The 23,898-nt window shown below is 55.5% G+C and carries 23 protein-coding genes; 9 read left to right on the plus strand and 14 right to left on the minus strand.

Going from position 1 to position 23,898, the window contains the following annotated elements; all coding sequences use genetic code 11:
* The first annotated feature begins 189 nt into the window (after window positions 1–189).
* The 7 genes from ACTG4M_RS02490 (at window position 190) to ACTG4M_RS02520 (ending at window position 7,882) form a co-directional block, all read left to right on the plus strand.
* On the plus strand, window positions 190–975 hold the full coding sequence (locus tag ACTG4M_RS02490) for a cobalamin B12-binding domain-containing protein (RefSeq protein ID WP_439122052.1): 786 nt from the start codon (window positions 190–192) through the stop codon (window positions 973–975).
* Window positions 975–2,396: a transcriptional regulator PpsR gene (gene ppsR / locus ACTG4M_RS02495; RefSeq protein ID WP_439122053.1), complete on the plus strand. Its 1,422-nt coding sequence runs from the start codon at window positions 975–977 to the stop codon at window positions 2,394–2,396. Before ACTG4M_RS02490 ends, ppsR begins: the two co-directional genes overlap by 1 nt.
* An 82-nt stretch (window positions 2,397–2,478) precedes the next feature.
* Entirely contained in the window at window positions 2,479–3,384 is a 906-nt protein-coding gene (gene chlG / locus ACTG4M_RS02500) for a chlorophyll synthase ChlG (RefSeq protein WP_439122054.1), read from the plus strand.
* Window positions 3,384–4,664: a BCD family MFS transporter gene (locus ACTG4M_RS02505; protein ID WP_439122055.1), complete on the plus strand. Its 1,281-nt coding sequence runs from the start codon at window positions 3,384–3,386 to the stop codon at window positions 4,662–4,664. Before chlG ends, ACTG4M_RS02505 begins: the two co-directional genes overlap by 1 nt.
* A 2-nt stretch (window positions 4,665–4,666) precedes the next feature.
* Window positions 4,667–5,851, plus strand: coding sequence for a geranylgeranyl diphosphate reductase (locus ACTG4M_RS02510; protein ID WP_439122056.1), 1,185 nt, complete (start codon window positions 4,667–4,669; stop codon window positions 5,849–5,851).
* Complete coding sequence (gene idi / locus ACTG4M_RS02515) at window positions 5,848–6,396, plus strand: isopentenyl-diphosphate Delta-isomerase (protein ID WP_439122057.1); 549 nt, start codon at window positions 5,848–5,850, stop codon at window positions 6,394–6,396. The genes ACTG4M_RS02510 and idi overlap by 4 nt, the downstream gene beginning before the upstream one ends.
* An 88-nt stretch (window positions 6,397–6,484) precedes the next feature.
* A complete protein-coding gene (locus tag ACTG4M_RS02520; RefSeq protein ID WP_439122058.1) occupies window positions 6,485–7,882 on the plus strand; it encodes a DUF4214 domain-containing protein in 1,398 nt (465 codons plus the stop codon).
* A gap of 3 nt (window positions 7,883–7,885) precedes the next feature.
* Here the strand turns inward: ACTG4M_RS02520 and dxs are convergent, their stop codons facing one another.
* The 13 genes from dxs to ACTG4M_RS02585 all read right to left on the minus strand — a co-directional run bounded on the left by dxs (window position 7,886) and on the right by ACTG4M_RS02585 (window position 20,923).
* The gene (gene dxs / locus ACTG4M_RS02525; RefSeq protein WP_439122059.1) at window positions 7,886–9,811 is read right to left on the minus strand and encodes a 1-deoxy-D-xylulose-5-phosphate synthase; all 1,926 of its coding nucleotides are present in this window, start codon (window positions 9,809–9,811) and stop codon (window positions 7,886–7,888) included.
* A 190-nt stretch (window positions 9,812–10,001) separates the two neighbouring features.
* Window positions 10,002–11,117 carry a photosynthetic reaction center cytochrome PufC gene (gene pufC, locus ACTG4M_RS02530; protein WP_439122060.1) on the minus strand — a complete coding sequence of 372 codons (1,116 nt, stop codon included), beginning with the start codon at window positions 11,115–11,117 and terminating at the stop codon, window positions 10,002–10,004.
* 2 nt (window positions 11,118–11,119) lie between these two features.
* Window positions 11,120–12,103, minus strand: a complete 984-nt coding sequence (pufM, locus tag ACTG4M_RS02535; protein ID WP_439122061.1) for a photosynthetic reaction center subunit M — start codon at window positions 12,101–12,103, stop codon at window positions 11,120–11,122.
* Window positions 12,104–12,105: 2 nt separating this feature from the next.
* Window positions 12,106–12,945, minus strand: a complete 840-nt coding sequence (gene pufL / locus ACTG4M_RS02540) for a photosynthetic reaction center subunit L (protein WP_085627474.1) — start codon at window positions 12,943–12,945, stop codon at window positions 12,106–12,108.
* Between the two features lie 133 nt (window positions 12,946–13,078).
* On the minus strand, window positions 13,079–13,234 hold the full coding sequence (gene pufA / locus ACTG4M_RS02545; protein WP_085627475.1) for a light-harvesting antenna LH1, alpha subunit: 156 nt from the start codon (window positions 13,232–13,234) through the stop codon (window positions 13,079–13,081).
* Window positions 13,235–13,249: 15 nt separating this feature from the next.
* Window positions 13,250–13,399, minus strand: coding sequence for a light-harvesting antenna LH1, beta subunit (gene pufB, locus ACTG4M_RS02550; protein WP_072778079.1), 150 nt, complete (start codon window positions 13,397–13,399; stop codon window positions 13,250–13,252).
* 118 nt (window positions 13,400–13,517) lie between these two features.
* Window positions 13,518–13,745, minus strand: coding sequence for a cytochrome PufQ (pufQ, locus tag ACTG4M_RS02555; RefSeq protein ID WP_439122062.1), 228 nt, complete (start codon window positions 13,743–13,745; stop codon window positions 13,518–13,520).
* The gene (bchZ, locus tag ACTG4M_RS02560; protein WP_439122063.1) at window positions 13,742–15,208 is read right to left on the minus strand and encodes a chlorophyllide a reductase subunit Z; all 1,467 of its coding nucleotides are present in this window, start codon (window positions 15,206–15,208) and stop codon (window positions 13,742–13,744) included. Before bchZ ends, pufQ begins: the two co-directional genes overlap by 4 nt.
* Entirely contained in the window at window positions 15,208–16,773 is a 1,566-nt protein-coding gene (gene bchY / locus ACTG4M_RS02565) for a chlorophyllide a reductase subunit Y (RefSeq protein WP_439122064.1), read from the minus strand. The genes bchZ and bchY overlap by 1 nt, the downstream gene beginning before the upstream one ends.
* A gap of 45 nt (window positions 16,774–16,818) precedes the next feature.
* The gene (locus tag ACTG4M_RS02570; RefSeq protein WP_439122065.1) at window positions 16,819–17,820 is read right to left on the minus strand and encodes a chlorophyllide a reductase iron protein subunit X; all 1,002 of its coding nucleotides are present in this window, start codon (window positions 17,818–17,820) and stop codon (window positions 16,819–16,821) included.
* Window positions 17,817–18,758 carry a chlorophyll synthesis pathway protein BchC gene (gene bchC / locus ACTG4M_RS02575; protein WP_439122066.1) on the minus strand — a complete coding sequence of 314 codons (942 nt, stop codon included), beginning with the start codon at window positions 18,756–18,758 and terminating at the stop codon, window positions 17,817–17,819. The genes ACTG4M_RS02570 and bchC overlap by 4 nt, the downstream gene beginning before the upstream one ends.
* A gap of 144 nt (window positions 18,759–18,902) precedes the next feature.
* Window positions 18,903–19,982 (minus strand): methyltransferase, encoded by a 1,080-nt coding sequence (locus ACTG4M_RS02580; protein WP_439122067.1) that lies wholly within the window; start codon window positions 19,980–19,982, stop codon window positions 18,903–18,905.
* Between the two features lie 65 nt (window positions 19,983–20,047).
* A complete protein-coding gene (locus ACTG4M_RS02585; RefSeq protein WP_439122068.1) occupies window positions 20,048–20,923 on the minus strand; it encodes a polyprenyl synthetase family protein in 876 nt (291 codons plus the stop codon).
* 95 nt (window positions 20,924–21,018) lie between these two features.
* On the opposite strand from ACTG4M_RS02585, the gene crtD reads away from it, so the two are divergent.
* Together crtD and crtC are read left to right on the plus strand one after the other, a co-directional pair.
* Window positions 21,019–22,590 (plus strand): 1-hydroxycarotenoid 3,4-desaturase CrtD, encoded by a 1,572-nt coding sequence (crtD, locus tag ACTG4M_RS02590; protein WP_439122069.1) that lies wholly within the window; start codon window positions 21,019–21,021, stop codon window positions 22,588–22,590.
* Window positions 22,545–23,417 (plus strand): carotenoid 1,2-hydratase, encoded by an 873-nt coding sequence (crtC, locus tag ACTG4M_RS02595; RefSeq protein ID WP_439122089.1) that lies wholly within the window; start codon window positions 22,545–22,547, stop codon window positions 23,415–23,417. Before crtD ends, crtC begins: the two co-directional genes overlap by 46 nt.
* On the opposite strand, the gene tspO is transcribed toward crtC, so the two are convergent.
* On the minus strand, window positions 23,414–23,896 hold the full coding sequence (gene tspO, locus ACTG4M_RS02600; RefSeq protein ID WP_439122070.1) for a tryptophan-rich sensory protein TspO: 483 nt from the start codon (window positions 23,894–23,896) through the stop codon (window positions 23,414–23,416). The two genes, crtC and tspO, sit on opposite strands and share 4 nt — an antisense overlap.
* Window positions 23,897–23,898: the final 2 nt, after the last annotated feature.

Raw genomic sequence — 23,898 nt, forward strand, 5'->3', positions numbered from 1 at the left:
GTGCCGATTCTCAAAAACCTACAAAAAATAGCGATTTTTAGGTGATTTTTTTGGCTTTACGGCCTTGAAAGAAAAGCCTAACGGAGATCAGTGTCAATTATCTTTGACATTATGGGTCAAGAATCAGAGACTAGAGATGTCTGATATGCCTGACATGTGTCGCGCATTATCGGTTACGAGGGTTTGACAATGGCAAACGACCATACCGACGATCGCGCGTCCTCCGATGAAAGTCGGCTGGATATTTCCGCTTTAGCGTCCACCGTGCTGTCTGTCTTGAGTGACAAAGGCGAAGAGGGCGCGCAGACAATTCGAAGCAGCGTTGTACAGAAACTGGTAGATGTCGCACTGCAACCGGGTGCGTTCAATTCAGAAGCGCTGCTTGATGATCTCAAGGACCGTCGCATTAGCGCAGACCAGATCGTAGACATCTACATCCCGCAGGCCGCCCGCGAAATGGGTCGGATGTGGTCTGAGGATGTGATTGGCTTTGCAAAGGTGACAATCGCAACGGCCCGCCTTCAAGGGCTTCTGACCATGCTGGCACCGCCTTGGGCCGCCAAGCCTTCCGAGGTTGCCAACGGGTTCAACGTTTTGTTGTTACTGCAGGGCAATGACAGCCACACTCTGGGGCCGCATGTTGCCACAGCACAGATGCGGCGCGCGGGTGCATCTGTTAGAATTTTGTTTGGTGCGCGCGACGATACCGTTGTGAGGACGCTGTCAGAAGAAAGCTACGATATGGTGCTGTTTTCCGGTTCTCGCCCGGACGCGCTTGCATCAATCGCAAAGTTGGTTAAACGCATTAGAACCGGGGTCTTGGCGCCCCCGCCGCTGGTTCTGGGAGGTATTGTTCTGAACCTCGCGGACGGTGTCAAAGAGAAGACTGATGTCGATCTGGTGACAAACGATGTGAAGGTTGCACTTAAACTGTGCGAAAAGAACAAATCCAGAAGCAGGTCTTTGACGCGGTAATGAATACGAGTGGGTCCAGTTTCTGGAGCAGCGGCTCCGTGCCACTTATCGACGCCGAAGTTCTGTCGAGCATCATTACAGTTGCGTCCGATATTGCGCTGGTTGTGTCTGGCGGTGGCAAAGTCCTGTCCGTTTTGATCAATCCTAACGAGACTTCATTTGGCAAGTTGAACCATTGGGAGGGCCGCCCTCTCATGGAGTTCCTGACACGTGAAAGCTGCCCCAAGATTGAAGCCGTCATGGAAGCGATGGAAAAAGGCGAAACGCCATCGCGATCCGTTGAGCTTAACCATTCGGACAACGCTGTTTGGGAATTCCCGGTCAGATATAGTTTCCACCCATTCGGGTCGGATGGATCATTTTTGATGCTTGGCCGCGACTTGCGGCCTATTGCTGAAACTCAGCAACAGCTTGTCCAGGCGCAGATGTCCCTTGAACAGGGCTATGAAGCACGCCGTGAATTCGATGCCCGCTATCGCCTTCTGTTGCGGACAGTGCGGGACAGCATCGTGTTTGTTTCGGTCAATGACGGGAAAATCAAAGACCTGAACGATCCCGCCGCCGCGCTGTTGCAGTCATCGCGGGAAGATCTGATTGGTTCTTCCTTTGCGCAGGAATTTCGGGACAAACGGCCCGAAGAATTCACCGAAGCGCTGATCAATGCGTCAATTTCCGAAAGCAACTCTGGCCTAGAGGTACAGTCGCGCCGCGGACGTCAGCGCGTGTTGGTCACACCACAAGTTTTCCGTGCTGCGGGTGAACGGATCCTGATCTGCCGCCTGACCACTGCCGATGAAGCTGTTGCGCGGTTTGATAATCTGTCGAACAACCTCGCGTCCGTTTTTGAAAAAGGTTCCGACGCCATCATCTTTACCACGGCTACTGGTGTTATTGAGGCGTGCAACGACGCATTCCTCGATCTGGTGGACGCTGCCCATACCGCCGATGTTCGTGGTCGGAGCTTTTCTGACTTCCTCGGTCGCGGTCAAATCGACATGAGTGTTCTGGTCGAAAACGCACGTCGCACCGGACAGATGCGGATGTATTCCACCAAGCTTTTGAACGATTTTGGTGCAAAGACTCCCGTTGAAATGTCTGTCACTTATTTCGAAGATCGCAGTGAACCAACACTTGGTTTTGTCATCCGGGACATCAGCCGAGTCGATGCGATGCGCAAAGCGCCGCTTCAGACCAGTGAGGAATCAAGCCGCAACGTGATGGAGCTGGTAGGTTCTGCCACTTTGAAAGAAATCGTGTCAGAAACTACCGATGTCGTTGAAAAGATGTGCATCGAAACGGCCGTCAGCTTGACCCGGAACAATCGGGTCGCAGCAGCCGAGATGTTGGGGCTATCCCGTCAAAGCCTTTATGTGAAGCTGCGTAAGTATGGGCTTCTTAACAAGGATGGTGACGGCGACTAAAGCCGCTCTGACACCCTTTTTATGACAATTTGTCCTGTCTGTTTTGCTTGATGTGAATCGATTTGTCGTGTCTAGTTGACACATGACTGTCAGCGTAAGTTTACACCAAGATCGCTATCCGGCCCCTTCGGCCATGTTAGAGCTGATCAAACCCGTCACGTGGTTCCCGCCAATGTGGGCCTATGCGTGCGGTGCTATCGCCTCGGGTGTGGCGATTACTGAACATCTGGGACTTCTGATCGTCGGGGTGATCCTCGCTGGTCCAGTTGTCTGTGGCATGAGCCAGGCTGCCAATGATTGGTGTGATCGGCATGTCGATGCAATCAACGAACCCAATCGCCCGATCCCATCTGGCCGAATTCCAGGTCGGTGGGGTCTTTGGATCGCCCTCGCTATGTCGGTACTATCGCTTGCGCTGGGTGCTCTTTTGGGAACATGGGGCTTTATTGCCACCGTAGTTGGCGTGATCGCGGCTTGGGCCTATTCGGTTGAACCAGTTCGTCTCAAGAAATCCGGCTGGTTTGGTCCGGGCTTGGTTGGCCTGTCCTATGAATCTCTGCCTTGGTTCACTGGCGCTGCCGTTCTCAGCCAAACGCTCCCCTCTGGGCCGATCATCCTGATCGCGCTTTTGTATGGGATTGGTGCACATGGCATCATGACCTTGAATGATTTCAAAGCGCTAGAGGGTGACGCCCAAATGGGAGTGAATTCCCTTCCGGTGACGCTTGGCCCCGAAAAGGCGGCCAAGGTCGCATGTATCGTTATGATTGTTCCGCAAATCTTTGTGATCCTTGCGCTTGCGAAATGGGAACAGTCCACACATGCCGCCATCGTCCTAATGCTGCTGCTTGGCCAGCTTTGGGCGATGTCTGTCATGCTCAAAGATCCGAAAGCCAAAGCGCCTTGGTACAATGCGACCGGCGTTCTCATGTACGTATCGGGCATGATGGTGTCGGCGTTTGCGCTTCGCGCCGTAGGAGTGTTCTGATGACCTTGGGTTGGCTGGCTATTGTCCGTTTGGGTCTGGTTCAGATGGCCCTTGGGGCCATTGTTGTTCTGACAACATCGACCCTAAACCGTCTCATGGTCGTTGAACTGGCGCTTCCCGCCGTTCTGCCTGGCATGCTTGTCGGGTTACACTATGGTATCCAAATCACCCGTCCCAACTGGGGATTCCTGTCAGACAAAGGCGGCAATCGCACCCGATGGATCCTGCGGGGCATGGTCATCCTTGCGGCTGGCGGAGTTCTGGCTGCAATGGGTGTGGTCAAGATGGAGGCCAGCTATTCGCTGGGTCTGGCGATGTCGGTTCTCGCCTATGCTCTGATCGGCCTTGGGGCCGGTGCTGCCGGAACGTCCGTCCTCGCACTTCTCGCAACCGCAACCGCACCGCACCGCCGCGCAGCTGCTGCCACGATCACTTGGCTCATGATGATCTTTGGCATCGCGATGACCGCTGGTGTGGTCGGGCAACTGCTTGACCCGTACACACCCGCTGTCCTGATCCGTGTTGTGTCCGGCGTCGCTTTGGCCGCGCTTGCGATCACGGTTCTGGCTACGTGGCGCATCGAGCGTGGCGTCGAAGCCGCGTCCGAGCCTGACCCCGTTCCCTTCCGTGAAGGGCTGGCCGAAGTTTGGGCCGAACCGAAGGCACGGCTGTTTACCATCTTCGTCTTCCTGTCGATGACCGCGTATTTCATGCAAGAATTGATCTTGGAACCCTATGCGGGTCTCGTCTTTGGCTTCACCCCCGGCGAAAGCACAACATTGTCCGGCATTCAGAATGGCGGAGTGTTCCTTGGAATGCTCACCGTTGGGATCGCGGCGACTGCGCTACGGTTCGGATGCCTGCGTAATTGGGTCATTGGCGGTTGCCTTGGATCCGCGGCCAGCCTGTGTGTCATCGCCATTCTTGGCGGCTATGCCCGACAAGAAACCCTGTTACCCGCCGTTTTTGCGCTTGGCTTTTTCAACGGCGCATTTGCTGTTGCCGCCATCGGTTCAATGATGGCGCTTGCCGGCGAAGGCCGGGAAAAACGCGAAGGCACGCGCATGGGCCTTTGGGGTGCTGCGCAGGCGATTGCTGCAGGTTTCGGCGGGCTGACTGGTGCCGCCGCCGCAGACGTGATGCGGACCCTGACCACCGACGCACCGGCCTTTGGGGCCGTCTTTGTCTTTGAAGCCGGGTTGTTCCTGTGCGCTGCCTTTATGGCCTTGCGCATTATGGAAGGCAGCCCCGCACAAGCCGAACTGATCGCAGGAGAGTGACCATGTACGATGTTGTTGTTGTGGGCGGTGGCCCATCCGGTGCAACCGCCGCCGAAGACCTTGCCCGCTCTGGGCATAGCGTTGCGCTTTTGGATCGCGAGGGCAGGATCAAACCCTGCGGCGGAGCTATTCCTCCCCGGCTGATGCAGGACTTCGATATTGGTGAGGAGCAGCTTGTTGCCAAGGTCAACACTGCGCGGATGATTTCGCCTACGGGCCGCCATGTCGATATCCCGATCGAAAACGGCTTTGTCGGGATGGTTGATCGCAAATACTTCGACCCCTTCCTGCGCGCCCGCGCCGAAGCCGCCGGAGCCGAACGGTTCACCGGCACATTCGTACGGATCGAACGAGACAAGAAGGCCAAGAAGCGTTGGGTTGTTTATCGCGACAAAGAGTCCGGCGAAGAACGCAAACTTGAGACACGGCTGATCATTGGCGCTGATGGCGCAAATTCGCGCGTGGCCCGGGACGAAATTCCCGGTGGGGACAAAGTACCGTTGGTCTTTGCCTACCACGAAATCATTGCCGCGCCGGAAAAGAACGATGTCTATGATCCAATGCGCTGTGACGTGATCTATGATGGTGCAATCAGCCCAGATTTCTATGGCTGGGTGTTTCCACATGGAGGAACAACCTCTGTCGGAATGGGTACCTACATCCAAAGCGTTAACCTCAAGGAGGCGACTGCTGCTCTGCGTCAAGCTTCGGGTCTTGCCGATTGCGAAACCTTGCGCAAAGAAGGCGCACCAATTCCACTGAAGCCCTTGCGGTTCTGGGACAATGCCCGCGATGTTGTGTTGGCCGGTGATGCGGCTGGTGTTGTTGCGCCATCCAGCGGCGAAGGCATCTACTACGCGATGATTTGCGGGCGGCATGCTGCAACGGCATGCGCCGCAACGCTCAAGTCTGGACGCATTACAGACCTCGCGCTGGCGCGCAAACTGTTCATGAAGGAACACAAGACCGTCTTCCGCGTGCTGGGCCAGATGCAGGACGCCTATTATAAAAGTGATGCGCGCCGCGAACGGTTCGTTTCCCTATGTCATGATGTGGATGTTCAAAAGCTGACCTTTGAAGCGTATATGAACAAAAAGCTCGTCAAAGCACGGCCCATGGCGCACCTGAAGATCGGTTTCAAAAACGCACGTCATTTGTTGGGTCTTGTGCGGGAGACACATGTATGACCCAGACGCTCATCCCTGCTTGGCGTGGTGAAACGCTTGAACCCGTTGAAAAGCTTGATGCACATATCCGTGGCCTCAAGCACAAGGCAATTTCGGTTTTCGTATTGCGCGGGGATGAGATTCTGATCCAACGTCGTGCTATGGGCAAATACCATACCCCCGGTCTTTGGGCGAACACGTGCTGTACTCATCCAAACTGGGAAGAAAGCAGTCTGGATTGCGCAAATCGGCGTTTGAAAGAAGAGCTCGGGATTAGTGGCCTGACACTCGATTATCGGGATCGCGTTGAATACCGGGCCGATGTTGGCGGCGGACTCATCGAGCACGAAGTGGTCGATATCTTTGTTGCCGAAGTCGACAGAGCCCCAAAGTTGGATTTGAATCCCGACGAAGTCATGGCGACTCGATGGGTGCGGTATGGCGATTTAATGCAGGAAGTGGTTAACGAACCAAGCCGCTTTACCCCCTGGTTGCGCATTTACCTTGACACATACGCGCCACAGATCTTCGGAGAACTGGCAGTTTCCTGCGTAAACCCAGCTTAAAATAGCCAATTTTAAACACATTCGCTCCTGTTTCTTGCCCTAGTCTGTCCTTAGACATTCATTTGGGGCTCGAACTGGGGAGTTTGAGATGTCTGCTGCCACCGCCAGTGATCTGGAACGGTACATGTTAGATCTCGTGAACGAGGAGCGCACAAGCCGTGGCTTGAGTGAACTCGTGCTCGATAAGGTATTGAACGCGTCTGCCGATGCGCATTCCGAATGGATGCTGGACAATAATGTCTTCAGCCATACCGGGATCGATGGGTCAACGCCGACCGAACGCATGACCGCCGAAGGGTTTGATTTTTCAGGGTCTTGGCGTACCGCCGAGAACATCGCCGCTCAGAGCGAGCGAGGTGATGAAGGTCTGTTTGACGATGTGTATGACCTGCACATCGCGTTGATGAACAGCCCGGGCCACCGCGAGAACATTCTTATGCCCGAACTCGAAGTGGTCGGCATAGGCATCCAAACCGGAAGCTATAGCTACGATACCGGAACCTATTACTCTGTTATGGTCACCCAGAACTTTGCGATGACTGGCGGGGAAACCACGCCCGATGTGGTCGGCCAACAAAGCCGGGCCCCCGACACGTCAGTGAACGAACCAGATTCGACAGGTGTTTTGGTTGGAACCGCGACTGCAGAAAACCTCGTTGGCACAGATCAGAACGACCGGATCAAAGGGTCAGGCGGAAATGATATTCTGTCAGGTGGCGATGGCATCGACACCGCCGTCTATATGAACGATATATCAAACTATGGTCTTACGATCAGTGATGGGTCGATAGTCATCGAAGACCGTAGCGGCGGTGACGGAACGGATACGCTCAACAGCATCGAGAACCTTGAATTCAATGGCACTGTTTTTGAACTCAGCCGGTTCACCAATGTCAGCACTCTGACCGAGGCCGATATGCTGGCCTTCAGCGAGCTTTATGTCGCGTACTTTAACCGAGCACCTGACGCCACAGGTCTTTTGTTCTGGGGCTCAGCCTTGGCCGATGGCATGTCGATGAATGAGATTGCCCGCCAATTCTTTGACCAGCCGGAAACCCAAGCGCTTTATGGTGGGTCAAGCAGCACAGGCGACTTCGTTACTGCCGTCTATTCAAACATCCTTGGCCGAAACCCCGATACGGACGGCTTTGACTATTGGACCCGCGTTCTGGACAACGGTGCCGTGGATCGTGCCGAATTTATCCTTGCAATGATTGACGGTGCCAAAGCGGCAACAGGAAGCGCAGCCGACGCGCAGTATCTCGAAACCAAGGCTGAGATCGGCGCGTACTACGCGGTCGTTAATGGGTTGAACAATGTCCAAGTTGCCAATACGTCAATGCAGGCCTTTGACGGAACCATCGCATCTGTCGTCGAGGCCAAAGACCTGATCGACGATCACGCCTCATTGGTAGATACCGATCAAGGATCGGAATTCACGATCAGCGTAACGGGTCTTGTCGACGACGCTTTGGATTGGATCTAACCCTCACGCACCTTTCGTGAGGGGGACCACCTTGCCATCACTTGATGTGAGCGTGACTGCCAGTTTGTAAAGATCAAAGCGAGTCATCCCAGCATCGGCATACATTTCGTCCGGCGATGCCTGATCGATGAAACGATCCGGCAGGGTCATCGTCCTAACTTTGAGCCCGCGATCCAATGCACCACGATCAGCCAGTTCATGCAGGACCATTGCGCCAAAGCCACCGCGCGATCCTTGCTCGACCGTGACCAAAGCCTCGTGCGTTCTAGCCAGTTTCAGGATCAGCTCAATATCCAAAGGCTTGGCAAAGCGGGCGTCGGCAATCGTGACGCTGACGCCGTCTTTTTCCAACAAACGCGCGGCCGCTTCGACCTCAGCGAGATGTGCTCCAAAGCTAAGGAAGGCGACATCGCTGCCTTCTTGCAGTACTCGGCCTTTACCGATTTCGAGGACTTCACCGCGCTCTGGCATCTCAATGCCGTTTCCAGCCCCACGCGGGTAACGGAAGGCAATAGGGCCACTGTCATGGGCGACAGCTGTCGCCACCATGTGCTTTAGTTCGGCTTCGTCACCGGCGGCCATAACTGTCATATTAGGCAGCGCGGCCAAATACCCCACATCAAAAGCACCAGCATGGGTGGCGCCATCGGCACCAACAAGTCCCGCTCGGTCAATCGCAAATCGCACCGGCAGGTTTTGCAAAGCGACATCATGTACGACCTGATCGTAACCACGTTGCAGGAATGTGGAATAGATTGCACAGAACGGTTTCAGACCTGATGCGGCCATCGCCGCTGCAAAGGTCACTGCGTGCTGTTCGGCTATGCCAACGTCAAAAACGCGAGACGGAAATCGGTCAGCCAAAATGTCGATACCTGTGCCGCCCGGCATTGCAGCGGTCACACCAACGATATTCGGATCGCGCGCGGCCTCTTCGGTCAGGGCGTCGCCAAAAACCTTGGTATAGCTGGGTGCATTGGGTTTTGATTTCGCCTGAGTGCCAGATTCAACATCAAACTTGGACACACCATGATACTTGTCAGCGCTGTTTTCAGCGTGGGCGTATCCCTTACCTTTTACAGTGCAGCAATGGATCAAGACCGGGCCAGTCGCACGGGCGCGGGCCGCGCGTAGCACGGGAAGCAACTGATCCATGTCGTGGCCGTTGATCGGACCGATATATTCAAAACCCAGCTCTTCGAAAAGTGTACCAGAACCTTGAAGGTTCCCGGTCACAAGTTGCCGCGCGCGCTTGGCGCTTTCACGCATCGGTGCGGGCAATGCGGATTCGAACCCTTCGGCGAGCGACTTCACCTTTGCCAAAGGCTCGTTCGCATACATGCGACTTAGGTAAGACGACATCGCGCCGACCGGTGGTGCGATGCTCATTTCGTTATCATTCAGAATAACGAAAAGACGGCGCCCTTCATGGCCCGCATTGTTCATTGCCTCATAGGCCATACCAGCACTGATCGACCCGTCACCAATCACGGCAATTGCATCACCTGTTGGACGGCCCATATCACGCCCGACAGCGAATCCAAGGGCGGCAGAGATCGAGGTAGAGGAATGTGCTGCACCAAACGGATCGTATTCCGACTCACTGCGTTTGGTGAAACCAGACAAGCCATCTTTTTGACGAAGCGTCTTCATACGGTCGCGGCGACCAGTCAGAATTTTATGCGGATAGCATTGGTGTCCAACGTCCCAGATCAGCTTATCCATTGGTGTGTTGAACACAGCATGAATTGCCACTGATAACTCGACGACACCCAAACTTGATCCCAGATGTCCACCGGTTTGCGAAACTGCTGATATCACTTCGGATCGGACTTCGTTTGCGACCTTGGTCAACGTAGCGTCATCCATATTGCGCAGATCGGCAGGTCCGGCAACGCGGTCGAGTGTGGGGGTATTTGAATGTGTCATTTGGCAGTCTCCTCGGGGACAGAGGGAAGAAAGGCGTCACGTTTGCCAGGGGTACCTAGAAACGTGACGCCAGTTCCTGTAGCCAACAGGAAGGGAACCGGGGTGTTGAGCCCCGTATCCGGTTTTGCGTTTTGGGAACCTGTCAAAACCGGATCTGGCGGACGGTAGGGGCGAAAACCGCCCTAACCTATCATTCGTAAACAGGCGCACCTGTTGTCGCGAGCTCGGGCCAGTCAGCGATGACATTCGTTCCTTGCAGCGGTTGCTGGTAACCTTTGTGGCAGGTCTTGCAGGCGGCTTTGGGCGCGTCAGCAAAGACCGGTCCAAGGCGTTCCGGTGGATACTCACTCTCGAGCGGCACCAGGTAATCGTTGTTCATTTCCTGAACCATACCGATGCCCAACTGTTCAGTCGCCCATTGCGGGGTCACTTGCTCGGGGTCATAAAACGCGCGGCTGTTATGACAGAACACACAGTTCACACCCAAGGAGTTGGAAACATAGTTCATCAAGCTGAACGTCCGTTCCGTATCCTGCCAGGTCGGATATCCTTCTTCCGTCGGATATGCGGCAACATGGGCCTCTAGATCGTGAACACCGATGCGTCCGTAATCCAGAAGGAACGTCTCCAAAGCGTCAGAGGGGAGAGACGTGTACTGGCTTTGCACCGTCACCCTGTTCTGAACCGCCGCCCAACCGCCGGCTGCTTCGTTGACTGAACCCATCTTGAACCAGATGTCCGAAGGCACGTTTTGTCCACGGTGGCAGGTGTAACAGGTCACACCCACTTCCTTGTTGACGTTTACGTGGCCGTCCCAGTTCTCGTTAATGTTTTGCGTCATCTGGATCATGCGTCGCGCAACAATCTTGGTATAAAGATCGTCGTTTCCATACTCTTCCAGATCGACATCACCGTGACAGTAGGCACATCCTTGATCGGGAGCGACCCAATCGGTCATGGCAAGCATGACCCGATTGAAGTTGTCCTCGGTCAGATCACCCAGAACTTGAACGTTCTGGTAAATCTCGGATGCCAAAGGCTCTCCGCCCTCGGGGACGTATGGCGCTTCGGTGTACATGACTTCGATCGTCGGATCCGGTGCAGCAAGATCAGAGACGAACTCGGGCCGTGACATCCCTGTCCCGCGTGGGCCAGTTTGAAGGCTTTCTGTCTTAAACGGCTGGCCGACCACCACGATGAACGCGGCAACTGTGACCGCTACACCCGCAGCACCAACCAAGATCGCCGGACCGTAGATATTGGTCGGGTTTTCGTTGTTCCATTTATCGAACCATTTGGGAAACATGATCAGTTCTCCTGTCCAATAAAGGTTTCATAGGAACCGTATGCTTCGTACCCGTAAGAACCGTCATACATCGGAGCGAAGTGATGCTCCTGAGCCCAGATGAACCAGTTGTCCACCACGGTGCCTGTCAGAAGGATGCCGATACCACCGGTGATCGGGGTCAGAACCGCAAACCACCAGGCCCAGCGGTGAATACCTTCCATCGTGGCGTTAAAGCCCATGGTCCAGCGCCAGAACAAAGCTGCGCGTTCGGTGGCTGTGCCACGGTCAACGATCTGTTCCAGCTCTCGGTCGCCGCCGTAACGGGTCACAGCAAGAATGGTGGCGCCGTGCATCGCAAAGAGCAGGACAGAACCGTAGAGGAACACGATCGAAAGCGCATGGAACGGGTTATAGTAAAGGTTTCCGTACCGGATCGAGAACGCGGTGGTCCAATCGAGGTGTGGGAAGATGCCATAAGGCACTGCCTCTGACCACGACCCCATGAGGATCGGACGGAAGAGGCCCAGCACGAGGAACAACCAGATCGCAGAACCGAATGCCCAAAAGACATGTTTGCCCATCTTGTGTTCCATGGCGAGCAGATACGTTCGTGCCCACCAGCTCATCACCGAGATCAGCAAGAAGAAGCTTGCGATGATGTACCAACCGCCTTCGTTTAGCGGCGGAATACGCAGCCCATATTCGGGGCTTGGCGGCTCAAGCGCCAGCCAGAACAACTGCCGAATGAACTCGGGGATCGACCAGCCAACTTGTGCCAGCATGTTCAGACCGATGATGTTCAGCGCAAGGAGACCTGTCGCCAGAGACACCATGCCTGTCCAACCCAGCCAGATCGGGCCCAACTGGGCGTTACCGATCCAACCAATCAGTGTCGAGAAACCAGCTTTGCTCGTCCGCTCGTATTCCGCGTTGTCGGTTGCCATGCCCCATTCAGGTTTCCCCTGAACTTGGACTTGTGTGAAAATGTTTTGATACTCAGCCATGATTACATCCCCACATTGGCGCCCCAGATGGGCAGTTCGAGCCACCAGTTCCACCACTCAGGCCAGCCCTTCGTCCAGACGGGGCCAGAGATGATGATACAGATAGCGGACCAGAACCCGGCGTTCAGCGCCAACAGCAGACCAACACGGTGGATACCCAAAGTGCCGACCGAATAGCCGATGAAATCACGGAAGAACGTGTCTTCATGATCCGGGGTTCGCATTTCTTCACCCTTTTCAGGGTTCGCTGCCGACAGGATCAGACCGCCATGCAACGCAAGCGCCAGAGTTGTGGTAAAGAAGAACGTTACCGCAAGCATGTGGGCTGGGTTATAGTGGAAATGCAGGTAGGCGTAGCCTGTGTTCGAAACCCAGTCGAGGTGGCTGAAGATCCCGTATGGAAACCCGTGGCCCCATGCGCCCATCAACAGAGGGCGGAACACAACAAGCGTCACATAAGCGAAAATCGCAACGCTGAAAGCAAAGGGAACATGGTACCCGATACCCAGCTTGCGGCAAATTTCAACTTCGCGTAGCGCCCAACTGCTGAATGCGCCAACCGCACAGATCGTGATGATCTGCCAGAGGCCACCTTCCATCAGCGGTGCCATGCCCAGACCATAGCTTAGGTCAGGCGGCGCAATGTTGATGAGCCATGGATTGAATGTGCCTTGATCAGCCGCTCCCCACAAAATGAGGATCGTGCCAAGCAGAGCGAAAAAGGCGGTCGTGACTCCGAAGAAGCCTACGTAGAAAGGCCCAACCCAGAAGTCGAACAGATCGCCGCCGATCAGCGTCCCTCCGCGGACGCGGTACTTTTTTTCGAAGCTGAGCAGCGCCATCTTCTTTATCTCCGCGTTTGCCGGCGCGTCCCCAAAAGAGACTCAGCCGTCATGTTTAAGTTTGGTTTTGCCGCGGGCGGGGCGATGGTCTGCCGCCCGCAGCGATTTTGTTAGCTCTTCCGAGCTGACTGGCTTACATGCCAGCGGCTGCTGCGGTTTCGAACCAGTTGATGCCGTTGGACAGCACCACCAGGTGAATCATTGCAGCCAGCAGGAAGAGGAAGACACCCTGCGCGACAAACACGCGACGGGGATCAAAGATGAGCCAGATCTTGTAGAACTTTGCCATTGTATTGATCCTTCCTTAGAACCAGGGGCGCCAGATGAAGGTTGCCAGGTGTGCAACCACTGCAACCGCCGAGAACAGCCAAAGGCCGCTCATGTAGACGGAATGCAGCTCCTGGGCCTGCTCGTCAGTAAGACCTGTGAATGACAGGTCGGTATTATCAGCCATGAACTTTCCTCCGGAATGTTATGCTGACGCCGCACTCCCTGCGGCCGGGTCCATCAGGGCTTGCGCCCATCAGGTCCTGTCCACCCCGCCGGGTGGCCAGTCTTGGATTCTCGACCAATTACGCCGAGAAAATGAGAGGCGTGATCCGATCCGCTTCACACCAAGCGCGCGCCAGTGGGCCGCGAAGGTTGAGCGTTTGTTTCTGGAACACATCCAGCATCCAGATCACCGTTGCGAACGGGATCGCGACGATGAAAATGATGCTGAAATAAACCAGGAACTCGGTTCCGCGTTTTGTGTGACCGTGCTTGTGAGTGCGCGTGTCAGAAGAGGTGAAATCCGTCATGTGGTCGGTCCTCCTTGGGAATTGGCAAGAGCTTGAACAGTCTCAAAGACAACGCGTTCAGCGCCTTGTTTCAGGGCTGCTGCCTCTGCGGCGTCGCGCAGGTTTTTGGCAGCAGAGATTCGGGTGAGCACAGGATGCTGCGACACGATCCGATCAAGTTCGGACTGGGCGTCTGCATCCCATGGGAAATCGCGGCGCAACGGTGTTAGTGTTGAATCCGCTTTGTCCATTTCCGTGCCAAGCGGCAGGATATGGAACAGCGCATCGAACAGTCCGTTACACACTTCTTGCAGAAGATATGTTGAACCGGCGTAGCCCATCATCGGCGTTCCGGTGTGACGGCGGATAGCCGCACCCGGGAACGAGGCCGGGATGAATGTCGGCTGCGGGCCATGCCCCGCCTGCATTTCGGCAAGGTACATCTTTTCGTTGATTGATCCCATCACAACCAATGGACGTTTGGTGTGGATCATCGACCGAACTTCTTCGTTGTTGGTCTTGGCCCCGGCAACCCGGGCGACTGCAAAAGCGCATGGCAGACCCAAATCGCCCTCTAGGTAATTGCGTATACCGCGGGCATAGGTTTCATTCGCTACGATGCCGAACTGGGCTGTTGCAAAGAAATCCTGTGTGACCGAGCGCCACAAATCCCAGACGGGTTTGAGCGTCGAATGCTTTTCTTTTTCGATGAAAGGCTCGGGATCAAGGCCAAGCATATCGCCCAACATACGCAGGAACTTGGTGGTCGAATCCATACCAATCGGCGCTTGTAAGTACGGTTTGCCCAGCACTTCACACAGCCCACGGCCGAATTCGCGATACATGCAAATATTGACGTCCGCATTTACCAGATTGCGCATCTCGGCCACATGGGCGCCAAGTGGCATCACCATGTTTACCTCTGCACCCATACCTTCGACCAAACGCCGAATTTCGGCCAAATCAGACGGCATGTTAAACGTGCCATACATCGGGCCAAGGATATTAACCCGGGGCTTTGCGCCTTCTTCGCGCTTCTTTTCAGGAGGCATCCGACCTTTGGTCATGCCGAATTCCGTGAAGATCCATGTCATCGCGCGATCTGCGCTTTCCCATTGATCTTCATCAATTGTGCGCGGCAAGAACCGCTGCAAGTTTGTTCCCATGGGAGTAACGCCGCCGCCGATCATCTCGGCAATCGAACCGGTCACCACCACCGCAGGGAGAGCTGGGTCAAGCACACCCCAGGCGCGTTTCATCGCCCCCTCGGTCCCCTCTCGACCCAGCTCCTCCTCACCGAGGCCAGTAACCACGATAGGGAGTTCATGCGGCGGAAGCGCATCCGTATAATGAAGCACAGACGTTACAGGTAGGTTTTCGCAACCGACGGGACCGTCGATAACCACCTGCAGCCCTTTGACGGCAGTAAAGGCGTACACAGCACCCCAATAGCCACCTGCGCGATCATGATCTTGAACAAGCATCAGATCATCTCCTGCGCTTTGGCGGCGCGCGCCAATTTGTCGATTTTCTTTTGATGCTGGGCGCGGAAATCAGGGCGGAGATTTGGCGACCCTTCCCACACACCGGCGGTGTCGCCGGTTCCAACGCCTTCAAAGAACGCTTTCATGTCATCCATCCGCGACTTGCCCGCGATGGCGGCATTGATCACTTCGGCGAGCGATCCAGCACCCGCCGGGCCCATCAACGGACGGGCGGAAATCAGATTGGTGTAATAGAGACCCGGAATGCCCATCTCTTTGGCTTTTTGCACAACCGGGGTCGTGCCGATCGCGAGGTCAGGCTTTACCGCTTCCATCGCAGCACAGTCATCTTCGAGCGAAGCGCGATAGGTGACCTTGATGCCCTTGTTTTCCAGCCATTTACGATCAGGTTCCGACCATTTCGTGCGCGGACAAGCCGTTCCAACATAACGCAGGTCAGCACCGCTCTCGACAAGCAGGCGCGCGACAAGCAGCTCGGAGCCTTCATAGCCCGATAGGGTAATCGTACCTTTGATCGGTGTCGCGGCAAGCGCGCCTTTGATCGCCGGGAGGAACGCATTCTGCGCTGCTGCGATCTGATCAGCGGGAATGTTGTAGGCGTCACCGATGCCAGCCAACCAAGCAGCCGTACCGTCGTGACCAACCGGAGCAGAACCAACGATCTTACGGCCAGCCGCTTCGAATTCGCGAATAGCCGCCGTGTAGAACGGATGGATGGCTGCAACGACGCCACAATCCAGAGCGGCGTAAAGCTCACGCCATTCGCGGCATGGGACAACAGGGCCAGCTGCCAAACCCATTGGGGCCAGCATCGCGCCAATCATCATGGGATCAGCCGGGAACATTTCACCCAAGAGCGCAACGGTCGGACGGTCAGACTTGCCGCCTTCGGGCGCTTGTACCGGGCCTGCTTTGATCTCTTCGCGAGCATAATTGAGCATCGCTCCGGCCAGAACGTCCTTGGCCTCGGCGTGGGTTGGAATACCGAACCCCGGAACGTCGATACCGACGATCCGAACTCCGTTGATCTCTTTCGGAAGCAACCGGAGTGGCACGCCAGAGGCGGTCGGCACACAAAGGTTCGTCACCACAATTGCATCAAAGCGATCGGGATCCGCCATTTCATGCACACTTTCGCGGATGTCTTCGTAAAGCTTACCCGTGACGAGCGTTTCTGAATTGAACGGCACATAGCCGACCGATCGGCGCGCACCATAAAAATGCGACACGAATGTCAGGCCATAGACACAGCAGGCTGACCCGGACAAAACAGTCGCAACCCGCTTCATCCGCAGTCCAACACGCAGTGATCCAAAGGCGGGGCACATGCTTTGTGGCTGATCGTGCGGACCCTTCGGATAATCTTTGGCGAATTGATCAAGCATTTCGGAATTGCCAGCCAGACGCGCTGCCTTTTCCATTTCAGAGCCGGAGTGACACCCAAGCCCATCCGCCAGCACTGGCGCATCGGGGGCGTCGACCCGTGGTTCCCCACGGATGACCTCTACCTCTGCCGTCTCGTCGTATGTTGCTTCGTTCGTCACGTGTTCTTCTTCTTTCGTTCCCAAGGGCGCTTCGGGGGCTAACCGTTACGCTTCGTCGTAAATCACTTCCAAAGACTCTTGCGGCGCAGCGTTCTTGCCACGCATGTCGATGTCTGTTGCCGGAACAAGCGTGTATCCGGCACCGGTCTCGGACCCATCAAACAGTTCAAGCAAACCATCCTGGCTTAGTGGTGCTGGGCGGACAGGCGGGGCTTCACCAACGTTCAGACCAAGTTCGGCAAACAATGCGCCCCATTGGGACTGGTCTGTGCCGACAATCTGATAGTTTGCGGACTTTTTGCGCAGGTCATCGTCCTGTGGGATCGACGCCAGAACCGGGATCTTGACCGCTTCGGCAAAAGCTTGCGCCTCGCCCGATCCGTCATCTTTGTTGATGACCAGACCTGCAACGCCAACATTGCCACCCAGCTTACGGAAATACTCAACCGCCGAGCATACGTTGTTCGCCACATACAGTGATTGAAGATCATTCGACGCAACAAGGATCACCTTTTGCGCCATATCGCGCGCAATCGGCAGGCCAAAGCCGCCACAGACAACATCACCCAGGAAGTCGAGCAAGACGTAGTCAAAATCCCAATCGTGGAAGCCAAGCTTTTCGAGCAGTTCAAACCCGTGGATGATCCCGCGACCACCACAACCGCGACCCACTTCCGGTCCACCAAGCTCCATCGCGAAGACACCACCGCGCTTGAAGCAAACGTCGCCGATCTTCACTTCTTCCCCGGCCAATTTCTTTTTGGTCGAGGTTTCGATGATCGTCGGGCAAGCCTTGCCGCCAAACAGCAGGCTCGTCGTGTCGGATTTAGGATCACAGCCGATCAGCAAAACGCGCTTGCCTTGCTCGGCCATCATGTGGCTGAGATTGGCGAGCGTGAACGATTTACCTATGCCGCCCTTGCCGTAGATCGCGATGATCTGAGTTTTCTTTGTCGCCTCAGCCGGGATGATGTCGGCCAAGTCTTCATTGGCCTCGTCACGCAAACGCTGGTCGAAGTCTTTAAGATTTGGAACGTCGTCTTTCACGAAGGCGTCTCCCAGTTGAGGATCATTTTCAGGCAGGACGGATCTTCAAACGCGATACGATACGCGTCCGGAGCATCAGCTGCTGCCACTTGGTGTGTGATGAGGCCGTCAAGGCTAAGCGCACCGTTTTCGACCAATGTACGTGTCGCATCGAGGTCATCGCGCGCCCATTCTGCGGCTACCCGAAACCGTGCTTCTTTCATGAAGGCGGGCGGGAATGCGAATTGAAGCGGCGCGGTATAGAAACCTGCAAGAACAATCTCGCCACCCTTTGCGATGCGGCCAACGAGATCATTGAGCAAGCCACCATTGCCGCTGGCATCATAAATCGAACGGTAGTCACGACATTCGTCGGCGTCAGGATGGATCACTTCGTATCCATCAGCACCGGTTGCGCGGGTTGCATCGATTTCCCAGACTGTGGGCGCAGGGGCACCTGCGGCAATTGTTAACCGGGCCAACAAACGGCCCAGAACACCGTGTCCGACGATCAGGTCGGGAACCGCTTTATCCAAACCAGCCATCGCATGACGTGCAGTTGCGGCCAAAGCCAGCAATGACCCTTGTGCACCCAAGCTACGATCAATCCGCGTCACGCGATCTTGCGCTGTAACCAAGCGGCGGGTTGCGCCGCCGAACAGACCAAACACACCGTCATAGCAATTGGCACCGGGTACAAAGACATGATCGCCCGGCTTGTAACCAGTGTTCGACCCAGCCTCGACAACGTCGCCGGATGCTTCGTATCCGGGGATGAGAGGGTAGCCCATACCGGGGAACGGGGGCATGTCGCCTGTCCAGAAAAGCTTTTCTGTTCCGGTAGAAATCCCCGAGTGCGAGATATCGACCACGAGATCATCGGGACCTGGATCGTTGAGATGCACAGTCTCAATCGCAAGAGTCTTCGGCGCATTCAGCACTACGGCGTTTGTTTGCATCCCAACCTCCTGCGGTTCGGCAACATGAATTCAAAGAATCGAATCCAATGTGTCACCGTGGGTAATCCTTAGTGTCAGTTTATTCTTACACACTAATCTGTCAACTATAATAGACACTTTGACTTGTAAACTCTTCAAGACTGTCTAGTTCGCAGATTTCGACGCCATCAAAACAGTTGTCACAAACGGGCGACGAGACCGGAAAGTCTGAATTCCAGTGAAACCAACGTCTTTGCACAAGTTCGCGATTCTTTTGGCGCTGCGCACAGTACCGGTTTGCATCGCGAGACAGTAAAAGCTGAAATAGACGTCCCCTGCGATTTCTGGAGTAGCCCCGCCAGACATCGGCTCTGAAACGAGCAACCGCCCACCTTCAGGCAAGGTGTCAAAAACTTTAGACAGTAGGGCAGATACGGTCTGATCTTCGTGATCATAGAGAACGCGGATCAGCGAAATTGTGTCGGCGCCTGAGGGCAGTGCATCGTCTCGGAATGAACCCGGGACAAAGGTTAGCCGATCTTTGGCCTGCGATGCCGCAATGCGCTGTTGTGCGTTCACCTCCACAGCCGGAAGATCGAACACTGTTGCGTTCAGATTGGGGTGTTTCAACGCTGCGGATTCAGCAAAAACACCATAGCCACCACCCACATCCAAGAGGTGTTTGGTCTGGTTGAGATTGACTGTGGCTAGCGTATCCGCCGCAACAATCTCTTGCGACCGCGCCATCAGATCTGAGTACCGGTTCGATGTTTCCGTATCGGTCGCGTTGTCAGCCCCGAACACATAGGGCCAAAACGCAGCCAATTCGGTATCCACCTCTCCGCGTAGCAATGCGACAGGGTCGTTCAAATCCCGATAAAACGCGGCGTGGTGGCGGATCATGTCTTCAAGCCCAGGAACGCCAACCATCGCAGCACCTTTGCGAGCGAGGCTGAACCGGCCTTTGCGATCACGCTTGATTAGCTTCATCGCAGTGGCTGCCATCAACAACCGCTCCATCCGATCCGTTGTCATCATAGAAACGCGCGCCAGATCGTCTGCGGTTAGGCCACCTTCCATAAGACGGTGCAGAATGCGCAACTCGACCAGTGCAAAAAGAACTTGGGATTTCACAAAGCCCTGAACGATGTCAAAAAGCTCTGCTCCGTCTTTGGCTGCGGTATTGCGGGTGAGCGGAAAGGCCGATGCCCAGCGCTGAAATCCCGGCTTTGCTACCAAACGCATCAGGCGTGTCCGAAGGCCAAGCTTTGGTTGATAGCCAGCTGGCGGGATATCAGTTGCCAGTACCATCAGATGACTTTGGTCGATCTAGCCTTAACAACAGGCATGATCGCTTCGGATTGAAGCCGCACCATTTCGGCAAGCTTAGCCTCACCCGGGCAAGACGGGATCGATGCAATTGCGCCACCCAAAATGTCCTTCAATCGCTTAGTTGCACCATCAATACCAAGGGCGAGAACGGCGTTTGGCCGGCCATGAACTTCGTCCTGACCAGCAGGCTTGCCCAATGTCTCAGCATCGTACAACGCGTCCCGCAAATCGTCGGCAACTTGAAATGCCTCTCCTATGCGGGCGCCCAGTTCAAACCACGGCTCTTCGTCCTGTCCTGCTGCAATCGCACCCATTTGGGTGGCAGCAATGAACAATGCGCCCGTTTTGGACTTGTGATAGGCAGACAGATCAATCTTTGCCTCACTCTCCCATCCCTGCCCCGCGCAGATGCCATGCGGCATTCCCGATTGGCGCGTCAGCGTTCGGATCAATCGAACAGCCCGGTCCGGTGAATGCTCTGCCGCCATGGCAAGCACTTCAAAAGCGAGAATGATAAGGGAATCGCCTGTAAGCACCGCAAGGGGTTCGGAATAGGCACGATGCACGGACGGCTTGCCACGGCGAATATCGGCGTCGTCGAAACAAGGCAGATCGTCATGCACGAGGCTCGCGCAATGTATCAACTCAAGCGCAGCAGCAGCGGCATCAGCCATCTTGGGCGAATCATCACTACAGGCCATTGCCACCGACATCAGAATCGTCGGACGGATTCGCGCGCCACCCGGCGTACAGGCGTAATGCAAAGCGTCCTTGAGCTTGGCAGGCGGTGTCCCGCCCTGTCCGATGCGAATTGCCGCCTCAACAGCAGAATTAATTCGGGTCTGAAGTCCCATCGAACGCTCCTAAAAACATTGTGTTGTCATCTTGAACTGACACACTAGTGTAAACCATACTGGACACTTGGTGAAAGCGAGTCAACAATTCGATGATGAAAAAGCCGCGGCACAACGCAGGACGCGTCATTGTTATTGGTGCGGGGATCGGTGGATTGGCAACAGCGCTGCCCCTGGTCCATCGCGGGTTCGATGTGACCGTTCTCGAACGGCACGCCGTGCCCGGCGGCAAGATGCGTCAGGTAAACGGCGTAGATGCCGGACCAACCGTCCTGACGATGCTTGGTGTGTTTGAGTCGTTATTCGCCGACGTGGGCGAAGTGCTTTCGGATCATGTGACGCTCATCCCACAAGATATCCTTGCCCGTCACTGGTGGCCAGACAGTGGTCCACTTGATCTGTTTCCAGATCGGGACCGCAGTGCTGACGCTATCGGTGCCTTTGCCGGGTCCACATCAAAAACAGAATTTCTTCGCTTTGCAGATCGGGCTGCCCGTTTGTTTGACGGATTCCACGATCCGATGATGCTTCAGGCTGAACCATCGTTAGGGACATTGACCACGCATGTGATGAAAAACCCATCTCTGATCCGCGACATGGGGGTTGGTCAGACCTTAAAACGCCTGCTTTCAAACAGCTTTACCGACCCACGTTTGCGCCAGTTATTTGGACGTTATGCCACTTATGTCGGCGGGTCTCCTGATCGGTCCCCTGCCCTTTTATCCTTGATCTGGGACGCCGAAGCGCGCGGTGTCTGGTGTGTCAAAGGCGGAATGAGCAATCTGGCCAAAGCGATCGCCAAACTCTTTGAGGCCAAAGGCGGCAAGGTGAAAACCCATGCTACCGTCAAAAAGATCAACACGGCCTTTGGCGGCGTGTCCGGCGTAACGCTGGCATCAGGCGAAACACTTTATGCCGACCACATCGTCTTCAACGGAGATCCACGTGCCCTTGCCCTAGGCCTTTTGGGCGAGGCCCCATCAAAGACCGCAACAATCACCAAAAAGCGCGCGCGCAGTCACTCAGCCAATGTCTGGAGCTTTCAGGCGACACCTTCGAACATACCGCTTGTCCATCACAATGTCTTCTTTTGTGACCCGTCTAAGAACGAATTCGCAGAGATCGAACGCGGCTACATCCCGTCCGACCCAACACTTTACGTCTGCGCCGAAGATCGTGGGCAAGACATGCCACAGCCAAAAACTGAGCGCTTTGAAATCATCATGAATACTCCGCCCCTGACCCAGCGCGCGGCACAGCCCGAGGACTACGAATTATGTCACACACGGACCTTTCCCCCTCTTCGCCACTTTGGTCTGAGCTTCTCACCGGAACCGGGGCCGGACAGTCTGACGACGGCGAAGGGCTTCGACGCTCTCTTTCCCGGAAGCGCCGGTTCGCTGTACGGGCAGACCCCGCACGGGATGACAGCCGCCTTGGAACGGCCGACAGCGCGAACCAAGATCAAGGGACTATATCTGGCGGGCGGAGGAACGCATCCGGGAGCGGGCGTCCCAATGGCGGCGCTCTCCGGCCGGCACGCGGCCGAGGCGATTGTGAAGGACCAAACTTCAACCTCAAAGTCCCGGAAAACGGTTACGCGTGGTGGTACGTTGACGGGATCAGCAGCGACGGCAAGCGCGCTGTCTCGGTCATCGGGTTCATAGGATCGGTCTTTTCCCCATGGTATCGATGGTCTGGCCGCAAGAATCCCGAAAACCATGTCTGCATCAACGTCGCGACCTATGGCCCCGGTGGCCGATTCACCATGACTGATCGCGGAACCTCTGCCCTGCGCCAAACCGCCGATACGTTCACTGTTGGTCCGTCGTCGATGCGATGGGAAAACGGGCAGCTGGTAATAGACGTGAATGAAATATCTGGCCCACCACTGATCAGCCGCGTAAGGGGCACAATTACTGTCACGCCCAGCGCGATCACAAATGTCGAACTCCCCCTGACCGAAGATGGCGCACATATCTGGCGGCCCTTCGGGCCCGTGTCGGATATCAAAGTCGACCTTGATGCGCCTGGGTGGCAGTGGGACGGACATGGTTATTTCGATGCCAATTTTGGCACGCGCGCATTGGAAGAAGACTTCTCATACTGGACTTGGGGCCGTTACCCCGCAGCGGGCGGAAGCACCTGTTTCTATGACGCGACGCGCCTTGATGGGTCTGAGCTTGGTTCAGGGTTTCACTTTGAGCCCGATGGCACGGCGTCGGAGATTGATCTTCCACCACAACTTGAATTCAAGCGGTCGCTTTGGGCCGTGCGCCGCGAAACCCGGGGCGACTACGGGTTTCGGCCAAAACAAGTAATGAACATGCTGGATGCCCCATTCTATTCTCGGTCGATGGTGGAAACCCGGTTAAACGGCGAAAAGACGGTCGGCGTTCACGAGGCGCTTGATCTGACGCGGTTCAGATCACCATTGCTCAAACCGATGCTGGCCGTACGTGTGCCACGCCGCAAAAACTGGACCTTCGATTAAGAAACCGGCGCGCCTGCTTGCTTTGCTTCATCAGGGTTCAAACGCCAGACACTTGCATTCAGCGCACCGGCGATGGACACCCAAACCAGGTAAGGAACGAAAAGCAATCCTGCAATCGTGTCGACTTGCCAAAGCGCCCACATCGTTGCCGCCACTGATAGCCAAAGCGCCGACAATACAACCATGCCTAGCTTGATCCGCTTCAATCCGAAAAAGACCGGGGTCCACAGGCCGTTCAACGCAACCTGCAAAGACCAGAACGCCATGGCGATGCCGTTATCGGGCAACAAAGCAACTCGTGCCCCTGCCGTAGCCATACAGATATAGAGGCTCGTCCAGACAACCGGAAACAGCCAATCAGGCGGTGTCCAGGATGGCTTGTTCAGATTACGATACCAAGGCCCTGGTGAGAACAAACCACCAGTTGACCCTGCTGCGATACATGCAGCCAGAAAGATCGTGAACAAAAGCCAGAACATTT

This window comes from Marivita sp., assembly GCF_965656765.1.
GTDB lineage: Bacteria > Pseudomonadota > Alphaproteobacteria > Rhodobacterales > Rhodobacteraceae > Marivita.

What these genes read in the sequence shown, in the direction of transcription:
- ACTG4M_RS02490 (WP_439122052.1), top strand. Translation starts at nt 190, where the DNA reads ATGGCAAACGACCATACCGACGATCGCGCGTCCTCCGATGAAAGTCGG.
- ppsR (WP_439122053.1), top strand. Translation starts at nt 975, where the DNA reads ATGAATACGAGTGGGTCCAGTTTCTGGAGCAGCGGCTCCGTGCCACTT.
- chlG (WP_439122054.1), top strand. Translation starts at nt 2,479, where the DNA reads ATGACTGTCAGCGTAAGTTTACACCAAGATCGCTATCCGGCCCCTTCG.
- ACTG4M_RS02505 (WP_439122055.1), top strand. Translation starts at nt 3,384, where the DNA reads ATGACCTTGGGTTGGCTGGCTATTGTCCGTTTGGGTCTGGTTCAGATG.
- ACTG4M_RS02510 (WP_439122056.1), top strand. Translation starts at nt 4,667, where the DNA reads ATGTACGATGTTGTTGTTGTGGGCGGTGGCCCATCCGGTGCAACCGCC.
- idi (WP_439122057.1), top strand. Translation starts at nt 5,848, where the DNA reads ATGACCCAGACGCTCATCCCTGCTTGGCGTGGTGAAACGCTTGAACCC.
- ACTG4M_RS02520 (WP_439122058.1), top strand. Translation starts at nt 6,485, where the DNA reads ATGTCTGCTGCCACCGCCAGTGATCTGGAACGGTACATGTTAGATCTC.
- dxs (WP_439122059.1), bottom strand. Translation starts at nt 9,811, where the DNA reads ATGACACATTCAAATACCCCCACACTCGACCGCGTTGCCGGACCTGCC.
- pufC (WP_439122060.1), bottom strand. Translation starts at nt 11,117, where the DNA reads ATGTTTCCCAAATGGTTCGATAAATGGAACAACGAAAACCCGACCAAT.
- pufM (WP_439122061.1), bottom strand. Translation starts at nt 12,103, where the DNA reads ATGGCTGAGTATCAAAACATTTTCACACAAGTCCAAGTTCAGGGGAAA.
- pufL (WP_085627474.1), bottom strand. Translation starts at nt 12,945, where the DNA reads ATGGCGCTGCTCAGCTTCGAAAAAAAGTACCGCGTCCGCGGAGGGACG.
- pufA (WP_085627475.1), bottom strand. Translation starts at nt 13,234, where the DNA reads ATGGCAAAGTTCTACAAGATCTGGCTCATCTTTGATCCCCGTCGCGTG.
- pufB (WP_072778079.1), bottom strand. Translation starts at nt 13,399, where the DNA reads ATGGCTGATAATACCGACCTGTCATTCACAGGTCTTACTGACGAGCAG.
- pufQ (WP_439122062.1), bottom strand. Translation starts at nt 13,745, where the DNA reads ATGACGGATTTCACCTCTTCTGACACGCGCACTCACAAGCACGGTCAC.
- bchZ (WP_439122063.1), bottom strand. Translation starts at nt 15,208, where the DNA reads ATGCTTGTTCAAGATCATGATCGCGCAGGTGGCTATTGGGGTGCTGTG.
- bchC (WP_439122066.1), bottom strand. Translation starts at nt 18,758, where the DNA reads ATGCAAACAAACGCCGTAGTGCTGAATGCGCCGAAGACTCTTGCGATT.
- ACTG4M_RS02580 (WP_439122067.1), bottom strand. Translation starts at nt 19,982, where the DNA reads ATGCGTTTGGTAGCAAAGCCGGGATTTCAGCGCTGGGCATCGGCCTTT.
- ACTG4M_RS02585 (WP_439122068.1), bottom strand. Translation starts at nt 20,923, where the DNA reads ATGGGACTTCAGACCCGAATTAATTCTGCTGTTGAGGCGGCAATTCGC.
- crtD (WP_439122069.1), top strand. Translation starts at nt 21,019, where the DNA reads ATGAAAAAGCCGCGGCACAACGCAGGACGCGTCATTGTTATTGGTGCG.
- tspO (WP_439122070.1), bottom strand. Translation starts at nt 23,896, where the DNA reads ATGTTCTGGCTTTTGTTCACGATCTTTCTGGCTGCATGTATCGCAGCA.